Genomic DNA, 17,917 nt, shown 5'->3' with positions numbered 1-17,917 from the left:
CGAGTCCTTCGGCATTGCGTGCGGCGGCCTCCACTCTATGATGGCCGCTCGCAGCGAGTAGAGTTCGGTGTTGCGGCTGGGGGTTGCTTGGAGGACGGATGCGGTTCTGGCGAAGGGCGAGCCAGACGGTCGCGCTGAGCGGCGGCTATGCGGTGGCGGCGCTCGTCGGCTTGCAGGCTGATCCTGCCAAAGCTTTCGATCTGTCTTCCCTGGATGTCTTCGGGCTTTTCACCAAGAAGGACGCGCCGCCCGCTCCCAGCGTTTCGACGCTGCCCTACAAGCTCGACTTCGATCTGGGTGAGGCTGGCGATGCCAAGGCCCTGACACGGACGCTCCAGGACGCGTCCCTGCTCTACCGCCTGCGGCAGGACGCCCCGCCCGATGGCGAGACGCTGTCGCGCCGCATGGCGGCCGATCTCAACCCGCTGGTCGATGCGCTGTGGTCGCAAGGCTATTTCAATGCCGATGTCTCGCTCGTCGTCGACGGCGTGCCGCTGGCGGTCGGGTCCGAGCCCGGCGCGCCCCTGGTCCGTGCGCTGGAAGCGCATCGCAACCGTGACGCCGTGCCGATCATCGTGCGCATCCGCCCCGGCAAGGTCTTCGGCTTCCGCAACATCGACATCGTCGAACGCGACAAGGCCGACGGGGTCGCCATCGCCGATCCGCAGAAGGTCTCCAGGTTGACGGCCGGAGAGCCGGCGACGGCTGCCTCCCTGCGGGCCGCGCAGGCGGCCCTGGTCGACTACATGCGCGCACAATCCCGTCCGCTCGCCAAGGTGGTGGAGCTGAGGCCCGTGGTCGACCATGCGGCCGGCATCATGGACGTGACCTATGTACTCGATGCCGGCCCGCTCGCGGGCTTCGGCGACATCTCGCTGGGCCAGACCGACGAGATCCCGCCGGAGGTCGTGCGCTCTTTCATCTACATCGAGCCCGGCGACCCATATTCTCCGAAGGCTCTGTCCGACACGCGCAAGGCGATCGCGAAGATCCCGGCGGTCGGCTCGGTGCGCATTCGGGAGAGCGACAAGCTCGACGGCGCGGGCAATTTGCCGATCTTCGTCGAGGTGACGGAGCGTCCGAAACGGCTTCTCGGCTTCTCGGCCCGCTATTCCACCATCGATGGCCCGGCGGTGAAGGTCTATTGGGAACATCGCAACCTGTTCGGCGGGGCCGAGCGGCTACGGCTGGAATCCAGCGTCTTCCTGGCGCCGCGCATCAACGGCACGAAGATCCAGAACTTCGGCGACTTCGAGCAGTCGGACCTCGGCGGCCGCTTCGGCTTCAGCTTCATGAAGCCGGCGCTGAATGGCAGCCGCTACGACTGGCTGCTCGACGGCGTCGCGACCCGCGAGCGCGTCGGCACCAACCGCTATGGCGGCTATACGGCCCGCTACGCCAATGTGACCACCGCGATCCGCCGCCGCTTCAGCGACACGTTCTCGGTCCAGGCGGGTGTCGAAGTCGAGCGCGGCCAGACCAGCGACGTTCTGGGCCAGGTCGATTATACTCTGGTCGGCATTCCGCTTTCGGTGAACTACGATTCAACCGACAGCCTGCTGGATCCGACGAAAGGCATCCGGGCGGTCGCATCCTTCACGCCCTATCCGGCCTTCCTCGGCTCCACCGTCGGCATCTATCAGACCAAGGCGGCAGTCTCCGCCTATTACGCGCTCGACGAGGATGCCCGCTATGTTCTGGCCGGCCGGGTCGGCTTCGGCTCGATCGCGGGCGCGAGTCTGAACGAGATTCCGGCGACGCGGCGCTTCTATGCCGGCGGCGGCGGCTCGGTCCGCGGCTATGCCTACCGCTCGCTCTCGCCGCTCGGGCCCTACTGGCAATTGACCGGCGGCCGCAGCCTGCTCGAGCTCTCGGCGGAGGCGCGCATCAAGATCACCGACACCATCGGCATCGTGCCGTTCTTCGATGCCGGGACGGCCTTTGCGTCGAGCCTGCCCGATGGCAAGCAGAAGCTGCAGATGGCCGCCGGCCTGGGCTTGCGCTACTATACCTCCATCGGGCCGATCCGCGTGGACGTCGCCGCGCCGCTCAATCCCCGCAAGGGCGACAAGCCGGTCGCGCTCTACGTCAGCATCGGACAGGCCTTCTGATGCGCCGGCTCCTGACCCTTCCGCGACTCGCCCTCTTCGCCGTCCTGCTGGCGGGGGGGATTCTCGCCCTCGGCCATCTCGCCGGCTTCGCCCAGAATGCCCAGACCGATCGCGGCATCGTCGCCGACCTGATCTCGAAGGCGCTCTCGAGCGACACCAGCCAGGTCTCGATCGGCGAGGTCAACGGAGCGCTCTCCTCCGATGTCGAGATTCGCGACATCGTGCTGTCGGACCGCGACGGCGCCTGGCTCCGCCTGGACCGCCTCCGCCTTGTCTGGACCCGCAGTGCGCTCCTGCTGCGCCGGCTCGATGTCGACCGGCTTGAGATCGGCAAGCTGGAAATCCTGCGCAGGCCGGCGCGACAGCCCACCGGGACGGCTCCGCCGAGCGATGGGCCGATCCTGCCGGAATTGCCGCTCAAGGTGATTCTGCGGGCCTTTCAACTCAACGAGCTGGTGCTTGGCGAGCCGGTCATCGGCGTGGCTGCGCGCCTCGGCGCGACGGGTGCGGCGCGGCTGGGCCCGCCGAACGAGGGGCTCGATCTCAAGTTCGAGGCACGTCGCCTCGACATGGGGGGCACGTTCAATGTCGACCTCTCCTTCGTTCCCGAGAGCACGCGCCTCAGGCTCGCCGCCAAGCTCGACGAGCCGGCCGGTGGCCTGATCTCGAAAGCGGCCGGGCTGCCCGGCGAGCCGCCGGTCAAGCTCGACCTCAACGGCGACGGCCCGCTCGATTCCTTCCGTTCGAACCTGACCTTCACCGCCGGGCCGACCATCGGGGCCGAGGGCTCGGCGACTGTCGACCGGACCGGCTCGGAGCGGCAGCTCGCCCTGGCGCTGGACGCACGGATCGAAGGGTTGATGCCGGCGCCGGCGGCGCCGGTCTTCGCGGGTTCGACGAAGCTGGACGGCACAGTCGGCTTTGCCGACGACGGCGGCATCGACATCCGCAATCTCGCGCTGGTTTCGGCTCTGGCGCGCCTCGACGTCCTCGGGCGCTACAACCCGGACAAGACGCTCGATCTGCACGTGACCGCTGCGTCGCGCCCCAATGCTGGCGGCCGCACCGTCGCCTCGGGCACCGAGATCGGCAAGCTCGCCTTCGATGCGACGATCCGGGGGCCGGTCGCGGGTCCAACCGTCGCTGCCAGGCTCGACGCGCAGGATGCCAGGCTGCCGATCGGGCAATTCGGCAAGGTCGGGCTGACCTTCAACGCCACCCCTAGCGGCAGCATCGGCGATGCCGGGACCCGCATCGTGCTCACCAGCGACGGTGAGGCGACGGGCATCGCGCTGGCGGACAAGGCGCTCGCAAGGGCCGTCGGCGACAAGGTCACCTTCACCCTGCGCGGCACCGGCAATGACGATGCGACCGCAGACTTCGAGACTCTGCGCCTCGCGCTTGCCGGCATGGAGCTGGACTACAAGGGCAAGCTCGGCCAGGCCCGTGTCCTCGGTCAGCTCAAGGCGGTGCTGCCCGACCTGTCCCGGCTGAGCGGCCTCGCCCGGCGCCCGCTCGGTGGCAGAGCGCAGATAGTTGCCGATCTGGACGCCACGCCCAAGGCCGACAAATACGCCGCCACGCTCGACGGCAAGGCCGAGCGTGTTGCGACCGGCGACGCAGTGGTCGACCGATTGCTCGCCGGCAGCCTGACGCTCGGCGGCAAGGTCGGGGCGCTCGCCGGCGACTACACCTTTTCCGGTCTTAAGGTCGCGGGCCAGCACGCCACCTTCACGGCCGATGGTCCGCTCGGCCAGAACGCGTCGAATCTCAAGCTCGCGCTCGCCTTGCCGGATCTGAAGCGCGCCGATCCGCGCCTCTCCGGCCGCGCCGACGTCGATGCCGAGATCACCGGCCCGCTGAAGCAGCTCGACGCTAAGGCCCGCATCGCGCTCGCCAATGCGACCGCGCTGGCGAGGCCCATCCCGCGCCTCGCCATCGACGCCGTGGTCAAGGATCTGCAGGGTGCGCTCGATTCCCACATCACCCTCTCCGGCGAGGTCGACGCCAAGCCGGCGGCGGGGACGATCGCGCTGAACCGCCAGCCCGATGACGGCTGGAACCTGTCGCAGCTCGCTCTCGCCATCGGCTCGGTGCGTGTCGACGGCGCCGTGACGCTCGATCCGTCGAGCCGTGCGGCGGGCCGGCTGACGCTGGCCGCGCGCAATCTCGACGATCTCTCGGCGCTGGCGCTGACGAAGCTCGGCGGCCAGCTCGACGCCGACATCACCCTCACGACGCCCGAGGGGCGCCAGAACATCGACCTGACCGCGCGAGGCAGCCGGCTGGCCGGGCCGTCGGTCTCGATCGACAAGCTCGATGCGACCATCGGGGCGAAGGACATCTACGGCCATCCGATGCTGGACGCCGCGATCGCCATCGACCGCGCCGTCGCGGCCGGGGAGACGATCAGCACGATTCGCTTCGACTCGAAGGGCGCGCCGGATGCCAGCGCCTTCACGCTCAGCGCCAATGCCCGCGGCTTCGCCCTGAAAGGCGCGGGCAAGCTCGTGCCGGGCGAGCCGCTGAAGCTTGAGATCGCCTCATTCGATGCGCGCCGCGACGGTCGCGCCATCACCCTCGCAAATCCCGCGACCTTCAGCTTTCCGGCCTCGGGCGTCGAGATCGCCGGTCTGGCGCTGGCGATCGATCATGGCCGCGTAACGCTCGACGGCAAGGCCGGGGACACGCTGGACCTGCGCTTTGCCGCGCGCGACGTGCCGCTCTCGGCGGCGCGGATCGCTGCGCCGGGTCTCGACCTTTCCGGCACCCTGAATGCGCAGGCGCAGATTCAGGGCAGGCCGGATGCGCTCTCCGGCCCCTGGAGCGTGAAGATCGCCCGGCTGGCGACGGCCGAGACGCGGCAGGCCGGGTTGCCTCCGGTCGAGATCGCCGGGCAGGGCGCCTTCAAGGGCGACGCGACCAGCGTCGAGGCCACAATAAACGCCGGCCGCGGCGCCAGCCTCAGTCTGCGCGGCACGGCCCCGCTCAACGCCACGGGTGCCCTGTCGCTGGCAGCGCAGGGCCGCGTCGACGCGGCGCTTGCCAACACCATGCTCGCGGTCAACGGCCAGCGCCTGACGGGCGCCTTCGCGATCGATATGCGCGCCGAAGGCACGCCGTCGGCGCCGCGCCTCAGCGGCAACGCGACCCTCTCGAACGGCAGCTTCACCGACGCGCTGCAGGGCATTCGCCTGGCCGATATGCGGGCGCGGATCGCGGCCAGTGGCGACAACCTGACGATCGAGAGCGCCTCGGCACGCACGCCCAATGGCGGCACCATCTCGGCCAGCGGCCAGGTCAAGGTCGATCCGACCGCGGGTTTCCCGGGGACGATCCGCATCCAGGGCAACCGCGCCCAGCTCCTCTCCAGCGGCCTCGTCACCGCCGTCGCGGGGCTCGATCTCGACATCTCGGGGCCGCTCGCCCAGCGCCCGCGCATCGGCGGACGCATCGACGTCGATTCGCTGGAGGTTTCGGTGCCGGACCGCCTGCCCGCCTCGCTGCGGCCTGTCGACGGCATCAAGCATGTTCACGCCAAGGGGACTGCCGCGGCGCGCCTCGCGGCGGCGCGCAAGGCCCGGCAGGCTCGCGCCCGAAAGGGTCGGGCCGGACCGGCTTTCGATGCGGCGCTCGCCTTGACGGTCTCCGCGCCGAATCGGGTCTTCATCCGCGGACGGGGAATCGACGCCGAGCTGGGCGGCGAGATCCGCGTCGGCGGGACGCTGGCGGCGCCGGCGCTCGACGGAGGCTTCGAATTGCGCCGAGGCCGCCTCAACGTGTTGACCCAGCGCCTCGATTTCAGCCGCGGCCGCCTGACCTTCGCTGGCGGCCTGATTCCCCAGCTCGATTTCGTCGCCGAGACGCGCGCCGCGGACGTGACCGCGAAGATCATCGTCAGCGGCCCGGCCGACCAGCCGGCCTTCGCCTTCACCTCCGAGCCGCAGCTGCCGCAGGACGAGGTGCTGTCGCGCCTGCTCTTCGCCAGGGCTTCCGGTTCGCTCTCGCCCTTCCAGGCCGTGCAGCTTGCACAGGCTGCGGCCCAGTTCGCCGGCGGCGGCGGCGACGACACCTTCGAGCGCCTGCGCAAATCGCTGGGCGTCGACAATCTGGATATCCAGATGGGCGAGGGCGGGCCGACCGTCGGTGCCTCCCGCTACATCAGCGACAACGTCTCCGTCGGCGTGAAGGTGGGGACCAAGCCGGAGGACAGCGGCGTCTCGGTCGGCATCGACCTGACCAAGCGCCTCAAGCTGCAGGCCGAGACCGGCGCGGACGGAAGCGCCGCGGTCGGCCTTGGAGCCGAGTGGGAATACTGACTCGCGGCGGCTGCCTCGGATTCGTGGATTCGGCTGGGAGATTCGCCGTTCACGCCGCTTTCGCTGGGCCAGATCCGCGCCAAACCGGCCTATGCGGTTAACGCCGTGTAAATTTCGGCAGTTAAAGCGTGGCTCGCCTGCAACACCGGTTTCCAAAGCACCCTGTGCACAGCCCTCGCGGGCGGATCGTGGTTGATCGGCAGGGCGGCATTCGTATGGTGGGAATGCGTCGGGACGTTCCCGGTCGCTGTTTTTCGTCTTCGCCTCTGAATTGGGTCAGGGACGCGGGCGAAAGACCGGGAAGAGGCAGGTTCTGCGATCAGGCAAAAGCCTGGGGCGGGGGGCAGGCCGAAGCCCGAGGGTCTCGAAACTCTTTTGGAGGTTTACCAAATGAAGCTCGTCAAGAGCCTCCTCCTCGGTACCGCCGCCGGCATCGCCGCGGTCGCCGGGGCTCAGGCCGCCGACCTTCCCTCGCGGAAGGCCGCTCCGGTCGAGTACGTTCGCGTCTGCACCGCCTACGGTGCCGGCTTCTTCTACATCCCGGGCACCGACACCTGCCTCCGCGTTGGCGGTCGTGTCCGCGCCGAGATGGGCTTCGCTGAGCGTTGGAGCCGCGGCGCTGACGGCTACGGCACCCGTTCCTACGGCCGTGTCCAGTTGGATGCCCGCACGCAGACCGCCTTCGGCACCCTGCGCGCCTTCATCCGCCAGGACATCTACAGCCGCTCGGGCTTCATCCGTTACGGCCAGTACTACGGCACCACCCTCGGCGCGGCGACCAACGAGCCGACGATGGACAAGGCCTTCATCCAGTTCGGCCCGATCACCGCTGGTAAGGCGCAGTCGTTCTTCGACTTCTACGCTTCGGACCTCGGCTTCGCTGGCGTCATCAACTCCGACCACAGCCCGAACCTGTTCGCTTACACCGCGACCTTCGGCGGCGGCTTCTCGGCGACCCTGTCGCTCGAAGACCCGACCACCGGCGTGAGCCGTGGCGCGATCGGCGGCCTGACCCGTGAAGGCAACTCCTGGCCGGACGTCGTCGCCAGCCTGCGTGTTGACCAGGGCTGGGGCTCGGCTCAGCTGGCCGGCGTCATCGCCAACCGTGGCACCTACACCCCGGGCGCCGCTCGCGTGAGCAGCGACGACGTGGGCTACGCCATCGAAGGCGGCGTCAAGCTGAACCTGCCGATGCTCGCCGCTGGCGACTATCTCTGGCTGCAGGGCACCTATGCTGACGGCGCGCTGGGCTATCTCGGCGTTAGCACGATGAACCTCGGCCGCTTGGTCCTGGGCGCCGTCCCGGACTACGTGACGGACCCGGTCTCGGGTAGCCTGAAGTCGTCGAAGGGCTACAGCATCCTGGCCGCGCTGCGCCACTACTGGACCCCCACGATCCGTCAGGAAGTCTACGCTTCGTACACCGATCTTGACGTCCATTCGGCGGTCCTCGGTCAGCGCAAGATCGACCCGCGCCTGTTCCAGGTCGGCACCGCCGTCATCTGGTCGCCGGTTGCTGGCCTCGACCTCGGCGTCGAGGTTCTCTACCAGCGCCTCGAGACCGGCCGCCGCGTCGCCGACGCCAAGCTGACGGCTCTGGGTGTTCCGCAGCTCGCGGGCATCAAGTCGGAAGACGCCTTCCAGGGCCGTCTCCGCATCCAGCGCGACTTCTGATCGGTTCTCCGATCTCAGTCGGAAGCCCCGGGGAAACCCGGGGCTTTTTTCGTTGGCTGTGGGTGGTTGAATCTTCCCGGTTGACGACCTTGGGACGATCCGCGCTCATTGATCCCAGAAGCCCGAAATCGGTTCCTCGCGCCCGGCTTTGCCATGGGTGTGTTGAATCGCGAGATCGGGACATGGCTCCAAGCCCTTGACGAGACTATGATTGGGCAAAGGAGAGCGGCTTCGCCGTGCTGGCGGCGAGGAATGAGGGGCGAACGATGTCGCAGCCGACGCGCTGGCTCTGGGGCGTGATTCCCTTGGCGCTGCTATGGGGCGCCGGCAATCTTTTCCTCGACCCTGCGATCCAGCGGGACGTAGCGGCGCGGGCCGAACGGGCCGTGCATGCGGGGGCCGGTACCGCGCCGGGAGCGAGGCCCGTGACGGCCCTGGTCGAGGGGCGTGACGTCACCATCGCCGGTGAAGTTCTGTCCGCGGACGGTGCGGGCAAGGCGATGGCGCAGCTGCGCAGCGAATTCGGCGTGCGTCGCGCGCTTGGGGGACTGTCCCAGGTCGTAGCCCAGAAGCCCTATTCCTGGTTCGTCAGCAGATTGCCCGGTGTGGTGACGATCGGGGGCTTCGTCCCGGATCTCGCGGTCGCCGATGCGAATACCGCCGCCGCGGCGGCAGCCCTGCCGGGTCTGCGGATCGACGACCGCCAGACCGTCGCCTTCGGCGCGCCCGAAGGTTTTGCGGCGATGACCGCGGCGATGATGGCCGCCGTGCCGCAACTCGCATCGGGGCGGATCGCGCTGGACGATGGCCGCTTCTGCATCGAAGGCAAGGCCGCCAGCCCCGAGGCTTTTCAGGCCCTGGAGGCGATTGGCGCGAAGCCGCCGGTCGCCGGCTTCGCCGCGGTTCCCTGCGGTCTGGAGCCGCCGACGATCGCGCCCTATCGCTGGAGTGCGGCGCATCTGACGCCCGATACGCTCGAAGTCGAAGGCTTCTTTCCCGACCAGGCTGCCCGGCAGCAGATCCTCTCGGCCTTGAAGGCCAGCTTTCCGTCTCCCGTTGCGATCACGGACGCCATGAAGCCCGGCGCGGGAGCGCCCGCCGCCTTCATCGACAAGGTTCGGCGTGCCGCAGCCGATCTCGCCCGGCTGAGAAGCGGCAAGGCCGAGATTGTGGGGGATGCCTACAAGCTCTCCGGGCTGGGTCCGGCGACCTACGCCGCTTGCCAGGCTTTGCGTCTGCAGATCGCGCAGCTCGACGGCCCCGACTCGGTCGCCCAGGCGACGATCGAATGCCCGCCTGCTCCGCCGCCTGAGCTGGCCATGCCGCCTTTGCCCGAAATTCCCGGCCTCAATCTCGAAGGCGTGACGCCTGCGCCATCGACATCTCCCGCGGCCGTGCCCGAACAGGCTCCTGTGCCGGAGCCCAGCCGCGCTGCCGCTCCTTCGCCGGCCGCCGCGACGCCCGCCGTGCAGGCTCCGCCGGTCGCCAAGCCAGCTCCTGCGCCGATTGTGCCGTGGACGGCGCGGCGCGAAGGGCAACGCCTTGTCATGGCAGGATCGGTGCCCGATCTGGCCGCGAAGGCCGATATCCTGGCACGGGCCGGGCAGCTCTTCGGCGGCTTCGGCGTCGATGATCGCATGGAGCCCGTCGCTGGAATGCAACCTGCCGGAGATTTCGCCGCCTCCGCAGGCTATGCATTGGAGGCTCTGTCGAAGCTCAAGGCGGGCAGCGTCTCGATTCGCGAGGGCGGTCTTTCGATCGCGGGCGAAGCTGCCGATGCCGCCGGTTGGCAAGCCCTGCAGGGCCTGCTGGCAGGCGCTCACCCTCCGGGCTTGTCCGTGCCGACAGTGGCTGGGGCGGTGAAGGTGCGCCCCTACGGCCTCTCGCTATCGGCTGATCGCAGCGGCGCAAGCTTCTCCGGTTATCTCCCCGATGAGGCGACCCGCGCCGCGCTCCGGGCCCTGGTAGCGGAAACGCCGCTGGGCAGCAGGCTCGACGATACCACGGTGATCTTGCCGGGTGCGCCGGACGGCTTCGCCCAGGCAGCCAGGACGGCCCTCGCCGATCTTCTGCGCCTGGATATCGGCTCGGCGACCATCACCGACCAGTCCGTCACCTTACGTGGTCTGACCTGTCGGGACCTGATCCGGAGCGAGGTCGAGACCAGCGCGTCGACCGGCTTGCCGTCCGGCTTCACGGCAGACGTGGTCGTCGGCCAGCGCCAGACGGGCTGCGTCGTCGATCCGCCGGCGAGCTGCCAGAACGACCTCGACGGCTTGACCAGGCATAACCCGGTGCTGTTCGCACAGGGCACATCCGTGGTCGAGCTCGACGCGGTGACCGAGCGCGTCATCGGCGAGGCGGCGACGATCCTGAAGAAGTGCCCCGGCTCGCGCGTGACGATCGAGGGACATGCCAATCGCGACGGCGACTGGCGCGGCTTCGACAATCTCGATCTGTCCCAGAGGCGGGCGCTGCGAGTACGCGACGAACTGGTCCGACGCGGCATCGACCCCGCCCAGCTCGACGTGAGGGGATACGGATCGACCCGGCCGCTCGTGCCGTATGGGGCCCCGCGGGCCCGCGAGATGAACCGCCGGGTCCAGTTCACGGTGGCGAAGTAGGGGGACGGACATGCTCTATCTCGCCAGCCGGTTCGCCTGGTTTCTCCTCGCCGCGCTCGTCCTCGGCTTCGCCATGGGCTGGATCAGCCATAGCGGGCGCTCGCGCCGCCTCTGGAGCGGCGGCTGGAGCTTCATCGCGCTGCTTTGGGCCGGCGGCGCGGCCTTGACCTGGTTCCAGCTCGTCAACGGCGTGCCCGCGATGTGGCTCGAAACGGCGCTGCTGTTCGCCGCGGTCTACTGGCTGGGCTGCGTGGCCGGCACGATCCTTCGTCCGTCCGAGGCCGCTGCCGGCGTATCGGCCCCGCTTTCGGGGCCGGCAGCGCAGCCGGAGAAGCCGGCAGCGGACGTTCCCGCCTCCACAGCGGTCCTAGCAGCCGTCGTGGCGGTTCCGGACCATATCGAGCCTGCGCTTACGCCCGTCGCGAACGAGTCTGCTTTGCCCGGCGAGCGCCCTGCCGCTCTGAAAGAGGCGCGCGGCGGCAAGCCCGACGATCTCAAATTGATCAAGGGAATCGGCCGGCAGAACGAAGGCCGCCTGCATGGGCTCGGGGTCTGGCATTTCGAGCAGGTCGCGGCCTGGACATCCGCGAATGTCGAATGGGTCGGCAGCTATCTCGCCTTTCCCGGTCGCATCGAGCGGGAGGACTGGGTCGGTCAGGCAAAGCTTTTGGCCGCCGGAGGCTCGACGGAATTTGCCGACCGGGCACGTTCGGGGCTGGTGGAGACGTCGCGCGACGATGGTCCCGCCGGAGAAGGCAACGTCGCGGCGCCGGAGGTCGGCGAATTCGAGGGCCGGCGGCCGGCGAACCTGATCGCTTCGGCGCGCGCCGGCAACGCCGACGACCTGACGCTGGTCAAGGGAATCGGACCGGCCATCGCGAACGATCTCAACCGGCTGGGCATCTGGCATTTCGATCAGCTCGCCGCGCTCGCAGACGACGAGATGCGCTACGTTTCGGCCTTTGCCGGGGTGCCCGGGCGCGGGCTGGCGGAGAACTGGCGCGAGGATGCCGGCATTCTCGCCCATGGCGGCGAGACCCAGCACTCGCGCGCGCTGAAGGCGGAGCGAGGAGCCGGCTGAGCCAGCGATCACCGCTCGAGCAGCGGCCCGAGAAAAGCGGAATCCGCTTCTCGGAAAAATGCGACGCTCCCGCGCCGAGCGGGATCATCGTTATCGCTTCCGACGGGGAGGCGCGATCATCTAGGCGCCGTGCCGTTCCGCCTTGGCGACGAGCTTGCCGATGCGGCGGATCATGTCCCTGCTGCCGAGCAGCGGCGCGTGGCCCTGGCCGGGCGCGACATGGATTTCGCAGTCGGGATGGCGCGCCGCCATCTCTTCCAGCGTCTTCTCGGCGAGCAGGTCGGAATTCGCTCCGCGGATCGCCAGCATCGGCACGCCCTGCAGCGCGTCGAAATACGGCCAGAGGACAGGCAGCGGCGCTTCGAGGTCCAGTTCCTCCAGCACCTTCATCAGGTTGGTATCGTAGTCGGGACGCAAGGGACCGTCGCGGTCGGTCCAGCTCCGTCTCGCCATCAGCTCCCATTCGGCATCGCTCAGCAGCGGAAACTGCTGGTCGGAAAGCCGCTTCAGGATCTCGGCACCCTCAGAGAAGCTGCGCGGCTTCGGCAGCTTGCCGACATAACCTCGGATGCGCAGCAGGCCGCGCGCATCGATGACCGGGCCCACATCGTTGAGCACCACGCCCTTGATGACGGCGGGCCGTGCCGCCGCGAGCGCCATCGTCAGGAGGCCGCCGCGCGAGGTCCCGATGAACGCGGCCCGATCGATGCCCGCGACCACCAGGACCTGCATGAGGTCGTCGAGTTCGATGCGGACATCGTAGTTCTTCCAGTTGCTGTCATAGGCCGAGAGGCCGCGTCCGCGATAATCCAGCGCAAGCACGCGCCTGGGCCTCGCGTCGTCCTGTGACAGGGCCAGCGCGATCTCGTGGAAATCCGCGGCGGTTCGCGCGAAGCCCGGCAGGCAGATGACCGGGAGCGCGGGCGAGGCGAGGGGGCCGTAGTCGCGCGCGTGCAGCTTGAGCCCATCGGACGCCGTGAAGAAGCGGGAGGCGAAATCGGTCTCGGCAGTCATGGGGATCTCGGTCGGGGCGATCCCGGCACCTAACCATGCCCGCAGCGGACGCGAAAGCTCGCTGCAGCGGCTGCGTCGGGCGCGGCGCGCGTTCAGTCCCGTGGGCCGCCGCGTTTCAGGTCGTGGTCGATCAGATAGGCGGTGCGCTGGTTGAGGCGCTGGCGGTAGACCTGCAGGTTTTCCATCACGCGCTGCACGTAGTTGCGCGTTTCGGAGAAGGGAATCCGCTCGACCCAGTCGACGGCGTCGACATCCGGATCGCGCGGGTCGCCATAGGCCGCGATCCATTTCTTCACGTTCGGCGAGCCGGCATTATAGGCGGCGAAGGTCAGGATGTAGGAGCCGCGCCATTCCCGGAGCAGGTCGTTGAGATGGGCCGCGCCCATCCGTGCCGCGTAGAGCGGGTCCCGGCCGAGCTTTTGCCAGTCGAAGGGCAGCCCGGCGCGTCGCGCCGTCTCGCGGGCGGTCGCCGGCATCATCTGCATCAGCCCGCGCGCGCCCGCATGCGACATCGCGGTCGGATCGAAGGCGCTCTCCTGACGGGCGATGGCGTGGACGATGGCGCGTTCCATCGGGTCGCCCAGGACGTCGAAGTCCGGCACCCCATGCGTCGGATAAGCTGCCTGGTCGAGCGGGAAACCGCGCTGCAGCGCGGCCTTGCCGATGGCAACCAGGGTGCGCGCGTCCGACTCCCGCCGCGCGATCGCCGCGATCGCTTCGAGAGCCGGCGCCGTATGCAGGCGTCGGGCGAGATCGACGAGCATCAGATTGGCGAGACCGCGTTCGCCGATCCGGTAGAGCAGGCGCACGCCGCGATGTCCCGGCAAGGCATCGAGGCCCGAGGCGGCCGTGAGGCGCAGCGGCAGGTCGTTGAGCCCGAGCCTGGCCCGGGCGAGCTGCCCGTAATAGGCGACGGGCTGTTCCGCGGCCCTGCCGAATGCGGCCTTGGCGTGTTCCGGCCTGTCGAGCGCCTCATAGGCGCGGCCCTGCCAGTAGGCTGCGCGGGCGACCGAAATGGGCGTTTCGGCGATAGCAGCCGCTGCGTCGAAATGCCTGAGCGCCGCCTCTGCGTTCTTCAGGAAGCGCAGCGCGATGAAACCCGCCTGCCATTCGGCCTCGATCCGTTCGGCTGGGTCCTCCGCGCCGTGGCCTGCGGCGATCTCGTAGGCCTTCTGCGCGTTTCCCGCATCGAGCAGCTTGCGCGAGAGGATGCGACGCTCCTCCCACCAGCCGTCGCCATCGCCGAGCAGGGCGGGATCGCGCGGGATGGCGGTCATCGCCTTGGCGGCCTCGTCGAGCTTGTCGGCCCGGCGTGCCTGCTGCGCCTGCAGGAAGGCGAAGGAGATGTCTCCCCGCAGCGAGGCCGGCACGGCCGAGATCAGCTTGTCCGAGATCGGTCGCCTGGCCCTGGCGCTGGCCAGGCGGGCCTTGGCCAGCGCGACATAGTCGGGCGAGACGCGTGCAGCGCTCCGCAGTGCCGCCGCCGCGTCGGGCCGGAACAGGTAGCGTTCGGCACGCAGGCGGTGATCCTCCTGCGTCAACGCCTCGCCGAACCGGCCGAGCACGATCTTCTCCAGCCCCTGCCCGAAAAGATCCGTTCGCCAGCTTTGCCGGATCAGCGAGAGAGCCTCGTCGGTCTTGCCTTGGTCGTCGAGCGCCAGTGCCAACGCGATCCGTCCGGCCGGCGAAACCGGCTGCCGGCCGTGAAAAAAGGCGCGAACGATCGCCGGACTCTTCCTCTCGGTGATCAGCGCTTCCTCGGCGCGGCGTCGAAACCGGGTTGTGGCCGGATAGTCCGGATGATCGCGCAGGAAGGCGTCGATGCGTGTAAAGGAGACGCCACGGGCATTGGCATGGATCGCGACCCATTCCAGCAGTGCCCGGATGGCCGGTTCGTCGATCCGTGCGGAGAGGGCATCACCCTCCGATAACGCGCCCTTGCGATAGGCCGTGACGGCTGCACGGACCACCGCGAGGTTGATCGCGTCGTCCTCGCGCAGGGCGCCGGAAGGATAGGGCGGCAGCGAACCGGTGGACTCGACATCGGGTATCATCGCCAGCGTTCGCTGGCTGGCGAGTGCGCCGTCGTCGCCCGCCTGGGTCGCGGAGGCGGAGAGCAGCAGCGGTAGCAGTATGCCCGGCAGTCGTCGCCGGACGGCAGGCGGGGCCATGGCGTGACTCCATCCTCGTGCTGGCATCGGATGATGGTCGGGGAAGCAGGTTTAGGAAAGCTTAACCATGAGGCCACGCATTTTCATGGGTTGTTGGCTTTGCCTTGGCGAGGCGACGGTTTATGTGTGACGGCCCGCAACCCCGTGTTTTCGCCGCAGGACCGTCCCCCATGACCAAGCACCCCGCCTTCACCGGCTCGATGCCCGCTCTGGTCACGCCGTTCAAAGACGGCAAGGTCGACGAAGCTGCGCTCAGGGCGCTGGTCGATTGGCAGATCGAGAGCGGCTCGACTGGGCTCGTGCCCGTCGGCACCACCGGCGAGAGCCCGACGCTCTCCCATGACGAGCACAAGCAGGTCGTCGAGATCGTCGTCGCGCAGGCCAAGGGCCGCGTGCCGGTCATCGCCGGAGCCGGCTCGAACAACACCACGGAGGCGATCGACCTCGCCGTCCATGCCGAGAAGGCGGGGGCTGACGCTGTCCTCGTCGTCACGCCCTATTACAACAAGCCGACCCAGGAGGGCATGTATCAGCACTTCAAGGCGGTGAACGATGCGATCGGGCTTCCCATCATCATCTATAATATCCCGCCGCGTTCGGTGGTCGACATGTCGGTCGAGACGATGACCCGCCTCTACGAGCTGAAGAACATCGCAGGCGTGAAGGATGCCACCGCCAATCTCGCCCGGGTCTCGCAGCAACGCCATGCCATGGGGCCGGACTTCATCCAGCTCTCGGGCGAGGACATGACGGCGCTCGCCTATATGGCGGCCGGCGGCCATGGCTGCATCTCGGTCGTCGCCAATGTCGCGCCGCGTCTTTGCGCCGACCTGATGGAGGCGGCCCTCAAGGGCGACTACGCCAAGGCGCTCAAGGTGCAGGACCGTCTGGTGCCGCTGCATGATGCGACCTTCAAGGAGCCGGGCCTCGCCGGTGCCAAGCACGGGCTCAAGCTGCTCGGCCGCATCGAGGAGGAGATCCGCCTGCCGCTGATGCCGGTGACGCCGGCGACGGGCAAGACCATCCGCGAGGCCATGGTTTTCGCCGGGCTGCTGAATGCCTAAATAGGGTTTGCGCTCGACCGGTCGCCCCGGCCGAAGCCAGGGATACCGGAACGATGTACGAGCCCAGTCACTTCAAGGTCGAGGACCGCGCGCAGTTGCATGCGGTCATCCGACAGCACCCGCTGGCGACGCTGGTCACGGCCGGCGAGGGCGGTTTGATGGCCAATCCGGTGCCTTTCGTCCTGCATGCCGACGAGGGCGAGCAGGGCCTGCTGCGGGCTCATCTCGCTCGCCCCAACGCGCAGTGGAAGGCGATCGCTGCCGGAGCCGAGACGCTGGTGATCTTCACCGGTGTCGAGCGCTACGTCACGCCCGCCTGGTATGCGACCAAGCGGGAGAGCGGCAAGGTCGTGCCGACCTGGAACTACGTTACGGTGCAGGTCCGCGGCCCGGCCCGTACGATCGAGGATCAGACCTGGCTCAGGGCGCAGTTGGAATCATTGACTCGGCAGCAGGAGGCGCCGCGCGCCGAGCCTTGGGCCGTGGCCGATGCGCCGGAGCCGTTCATCGCCGCGCAGGCGCGCGGCATCGTCGGCATCGAGATCGCGATCGCCTCGATTGTCGGAAAGTTCAAGCTCAGCCAGAACCGGCGGGAAGACGACAAGCTCGGCGTTCTCAACGGCTTGAGCGCCGATCCTGAATCGGGATCGCAGGCCATGGCGGCGTTGGTCAAGGAACACGGATTCGGTGGTTCGGTATGAAGAAGCCTGATCCTGCCCGCTATCGGCTCGCCGCCGACAACCGCAAGGCGCGCTTCAACTACGAGATCAAGGAGACGCTCGAGGCGGGCATCGCCCTGCAGGGCACCGAGATCAAGGCGCTGCGCGGCGGCAAGGCGACAATCGGGGAGAGCTATGCCGGCCCGATGGGCGAGGAGCTCTTCCTGTTCAACGCCTATATTCCGGAGTATCTTGAGGCGAACCGCTTCAACCACGAGGTCCGCCGGCCGCGCAAGCTCCTGCTGCATCGGCGCGAGATCAACAAGCTGATGGGCGCCGTGCAGCGCGAGGGCATGGCCCTGATCCCGCTCAAGGTCTATTTCAACGACCGGGGACGGGCCAAGGTCGAGATCGGCCTCGGCAAGGGCAAGAAGCTTCACGACAAGCGCGAGACCGAGAAGACCCGCGACTGGAACCGCGACAAGCAGCGGATTTTGAAGACTGGCGGGTGAGCTTCCCGCGCTCCCCTTCCGCTTTGTTGCCTCACCCCTCGACCGGCTCGTCGCCCTGGCGGATGCCGTAGCGGCGCTCCAGCGACGGGTTGGCCGGGGCGCCCGGTCCGCCGGGAGTTCCGCCGCTCCGGCTCGCGCGTTCGGCCGGGTCGCGTCCGATCTTCGGCATGAGCTGGGCCAGATCGACGAACTCGTCGCATTGCCGGCGCAACTCGTCCGAAACCATCGGCGGGTTGGTCGAGATCGTCGAGACCACCCAGACCTTCACGCCCTTGCGCTGCACCGCCTCGACCAGCGGGCGGAAGTCGCCGTCGCCGGAAAACAGGTAGATCTGATCGAGATGCGGCGCCAGTTCGAGCATCTCGATCGCCAGCTCGATGTCCATGTTGCCCTTGACACGCCGCCGGCCGGTGGCGTCGGTGAATTCCTTCGCGGCCTTGGTGATGACGCGATAGCCGTTGTAGTCGAGCCAATCGACGAGCGGGCGGATCGAGGAATACTCTTCGCTCTCCACCAACGTGGTGAAATAGAAGGCGCGGATGAGGTTGCCGCGCCCCTGAAACTCCCTCAGAAGCCTGCGGTAATCCATATCGAAGCCGAGCTGCTTCGAGGTTGCGTAAAGATTGGCGCCGTCGATGAACAGCGCAATGCGCGGCGAGGCGGCCATGGCAATCACTCCTGCTGAAAT

Annotated in this window: 11 protein-coding genes; 8 read left to right on the top strand and 3 right to left on the bottom strand. The window is 68.3% G+C overall.

Translation table 11 applies throughout. The features are described from left to right. The first annotated feature begins 98 nt into the window (after positions 1 to 98). The 5 genes from BGO20_RS06990 to BGO20_RS06970 all read left to right on the top strand — a co-directional run bounded on the left by BGO20_RS06990 (position 99) and on the right by BGO20_RS06970 (position 11,809). The gene (locus BGO20_RS06990) at positions 99 to 2,111 is read left to right on the top strand and encodes an autotransporter assembly complex protein TamA (protein WP_291661043.1); all 2,013 of its coding nucleotides are present in this window, start codon (positions 99 to 101) and stop codon (positions 2,109 to 2,111) included. Continuing rightward, the gene (locus tag BGO20_RS06985) at positions 2,111 to 6,430 is read left to right on the top strand and encodes a translocation/assembly module TamB domain-containing protein (RefSeq protein ID WP_291661041.1); all 4,320 of its coding nucleotides are present in this window, start codon (positions 2,111 to 2,113) and stop codon (positions 6,428 to 6,430) included. The genes BGO20_RS06990 and BGO20_RS06985 overlap by 1 nt, the downstream gene beginning before the upstream one ends. A gap of 390 nt (positions 6,431 to 6,820) precedes the next feature. Further along, positions 6,821 to 8,104: a porin gene (locus BGO20_RS06980; protein ID WP_291661040.1), complete on the top strand. Its 1,284-nt coding sequence runs from the start codon at positions 6,821 to 6,823 to the stop codon at positions 8,102 to 8,104. Positions 8,105 to 8,370: 266 nt separating this feature from the next. Then, entirely contained in the window at positions 8,371 to 10,728 is a 2,358-nt protein-coding gene (locus tag BGO20_RS06975; RefSeq protein ID WP_291661039.1) for an OmpA family protein, read from the top strand. A gap of 10 nt (positions 10,729 to 10,738) precedes the next feature. Continuing rightward, a complete protein-coding gene (locus BGO20_RS06970) occupies positions 10,739 to 11,809 on the top strand; it encodes a hypothetical protein (protein WP_291661037.1) in 1,071 nt (356 codons plus the stop codon). 120 nt (positions 11,810 to 11,929) lie between these two features. On the opposite strand, the gene BGO20_RS06965 is transcribed toward BGO20_RS06970, so the two are convergent. After that, positions 11,930 to 12,823 (bottom strand): alpha/beta fold hydrolase, encoded by an 894-nt coding sequence (locus BGO20_RS06965; protein WP_291661035.1) that lies wholly within the window; start codon positions 12,821 to 12,823, stop codon positions 11,930 to 11,932. A 92-nt stretch (positions 12,824 to 12,915) separates the two neighbouring features. Then, complete coding sequence (locus BGO20_RS06960; protein ID WP_291661033.1) at positions 12,916 to 14,994, bottom strand: lytic transglycosylase domain-containing protein; 2,079 nt, start codon at positions 14,992 to 14,994, stop codon at positions 12,916 to 12,918. Between the two features lie 170 nt (positions 14,995 to 15,164). Here BGO20_RS06960 and dapA point away from each other — a divergent pair, with 170 nt between their 5' ends. Genes dapA through smpB form a run of 3 tightly spaced genes read left to right on the top strand, consistent with a single transcriptional unit; the run spans position 15,165 to position 17,229 of the window. Continuing rightward, the gene (gene dapA, locus BGO20_RS06955) at positions 15,165 to 16,058 is read left to right on the top strand and encodes a 4-hydroxy-tetrahydrodipicolinate synthase (protein WP_291661031.1); all 894 of its coding nucleotides are present in this window, start codon (positions 15,165 to 15,167) and stop codon (positions 16,056 to 16,058) included. A gap of 53 nt (positions 16,059 to 16,111) precedes the next feature. Next, positions 16,112 to 16,759 carry an FMN-binding negative transcriptional regulator gene (locus tag BGO20_RS06950; RefSeq protein ID WP_291661029.1) on the top strand — a complete coding sequence of 216 codons (648 nt, stop codon included), beginning with the start codon at positions 16,112 to 16,114 and terminating at the stop codon, positions 16,757 to 16,759. Continuing rightward, positions 16,756 to 17,229, top strand: a complete 474-nt coding sequence (smpB, locus tag BGO20_RS06945; RefSeq protein ID WP_291661027.1) for an SsrA-binding protein SmpB — start codon at positions 16,756 to 16,758, stop codon at positions 17,227 to 17,229. The genes BGO20_RS06950 and smpB overlap by 4 nt, the downstream gene beginning before the upstream one ends. A gap of 31 nt (positions 17,230 to 17,260) precedes the next feature. Here smpB and BGO20_RS06940 read toward each other — a convergent pair whose 3' ends face one another. Continuing rightward, complete coding sequence (locus BGO20_RS06940; RefSeq protein WP_291661025.1) at positions 17,261 to 17,896, bottom strand: LabA-like NYN domain-containing protein; 636 nt, start codon at positions 17,894 to 17,896, stop codon at positions 17,261 to 17,263. Positions 17,897 to 17,917: the final 21 nt, after the last annotated feature.

Source organism: Allobosea sp. 67-29, from assembly GCF_001898115.1.
Taxonomy (GTDB): domain Bacteria; phylum Pseudomonadota; class Alphaproteobacteria; order Rhizobiales; family Beijerinckiaceae; genus Allobosea.
This window is presented reverse-complemented; position numbering and strand designations above follow the sequence as displayed.

Excerpts from the sequence above, each read along its gene's own strand:
- BGO20_RS06965 (WP_291661035.1), bottom strand. The coding sequence starts at position 12,823 with ATGACTGCCGAGACCGATTTCGCCTCCCGCTTCTTCACGGCGTCCGAT.
- BGO20_RS06970 (WP_291661037.1), top strand. The coding sequence starts at position 10,739 with ATGCTCTATCTCGCCAGCCGGTTCGCCTGGTTTCTCCTCGCCGCGCTC.
- BGO20_RS06940 (WP_291661025.1), bottom strand. The coding sequence starts at position 17,896 with ATGGCCGCCTCGCCGCGCATTGCGCTGTTCATCGACGGCGCCAATCTT.
- smpB (WP_291661027.1), top strand. The coding sequence starts at position 16,756 with ATGAAGAAGCCTGATCCTGCCCGCTATCGGCTCGCCGCCGACAACCGC.
- BGO20_RS06975 (WP_291661039.1), top strand. The coding sequence starts at position 8,371 with ATGTCGCAGCCGACGCGCTGGCTCTGGGGCGTGATTCCCTTGGCGCTG.
- BGO20_RS06980 (WP_291661040.1), top strand. The coding sequence starts at position 6,821 with ATGAAGCTCGTCAAGAGCCTCCTCCTCGGTACCGCCGCCGGCATCGCC.
- BGO20_RS06950 (WP_291661029.1), top strand. The coding sequence starts at position 16,112 with ATGTACGAGCCCAGTCACTTCAAGGTCGAGGACCGCGCGCAGTTGCAT.
- BGO20_RS06990 (WP_291661043.1), top strand. The coding sequence starts at position 99 with ATGCGGTTCTGGCGAAGGGCGAGCCAGACGGTCGCGCTGAGCGGCGGC.
- dapA (WP_291661031.1), top strand. The coding sequence starts at position 15,165 with ATGACCAAGCACCCCGCCTTCACCGGCTCGATGCCCGCTCTGGTCACG.
- BGO20_RS06985 (WP_291661041.1), top strand. The coding sequence starts at position 2,111 with ATGCGCCGGCTCCTGACCCTTCCGCGACTCGCCCTCTTCGCCGTCCTG.
- BGO20_RS06960 (WP_291661033.1), bottom strand. The coding sequence starts at position 14,994 with ATGGCCCCGCCTGCCGTCCGGCGACGACTGCCGGGCATACTGCTACCG.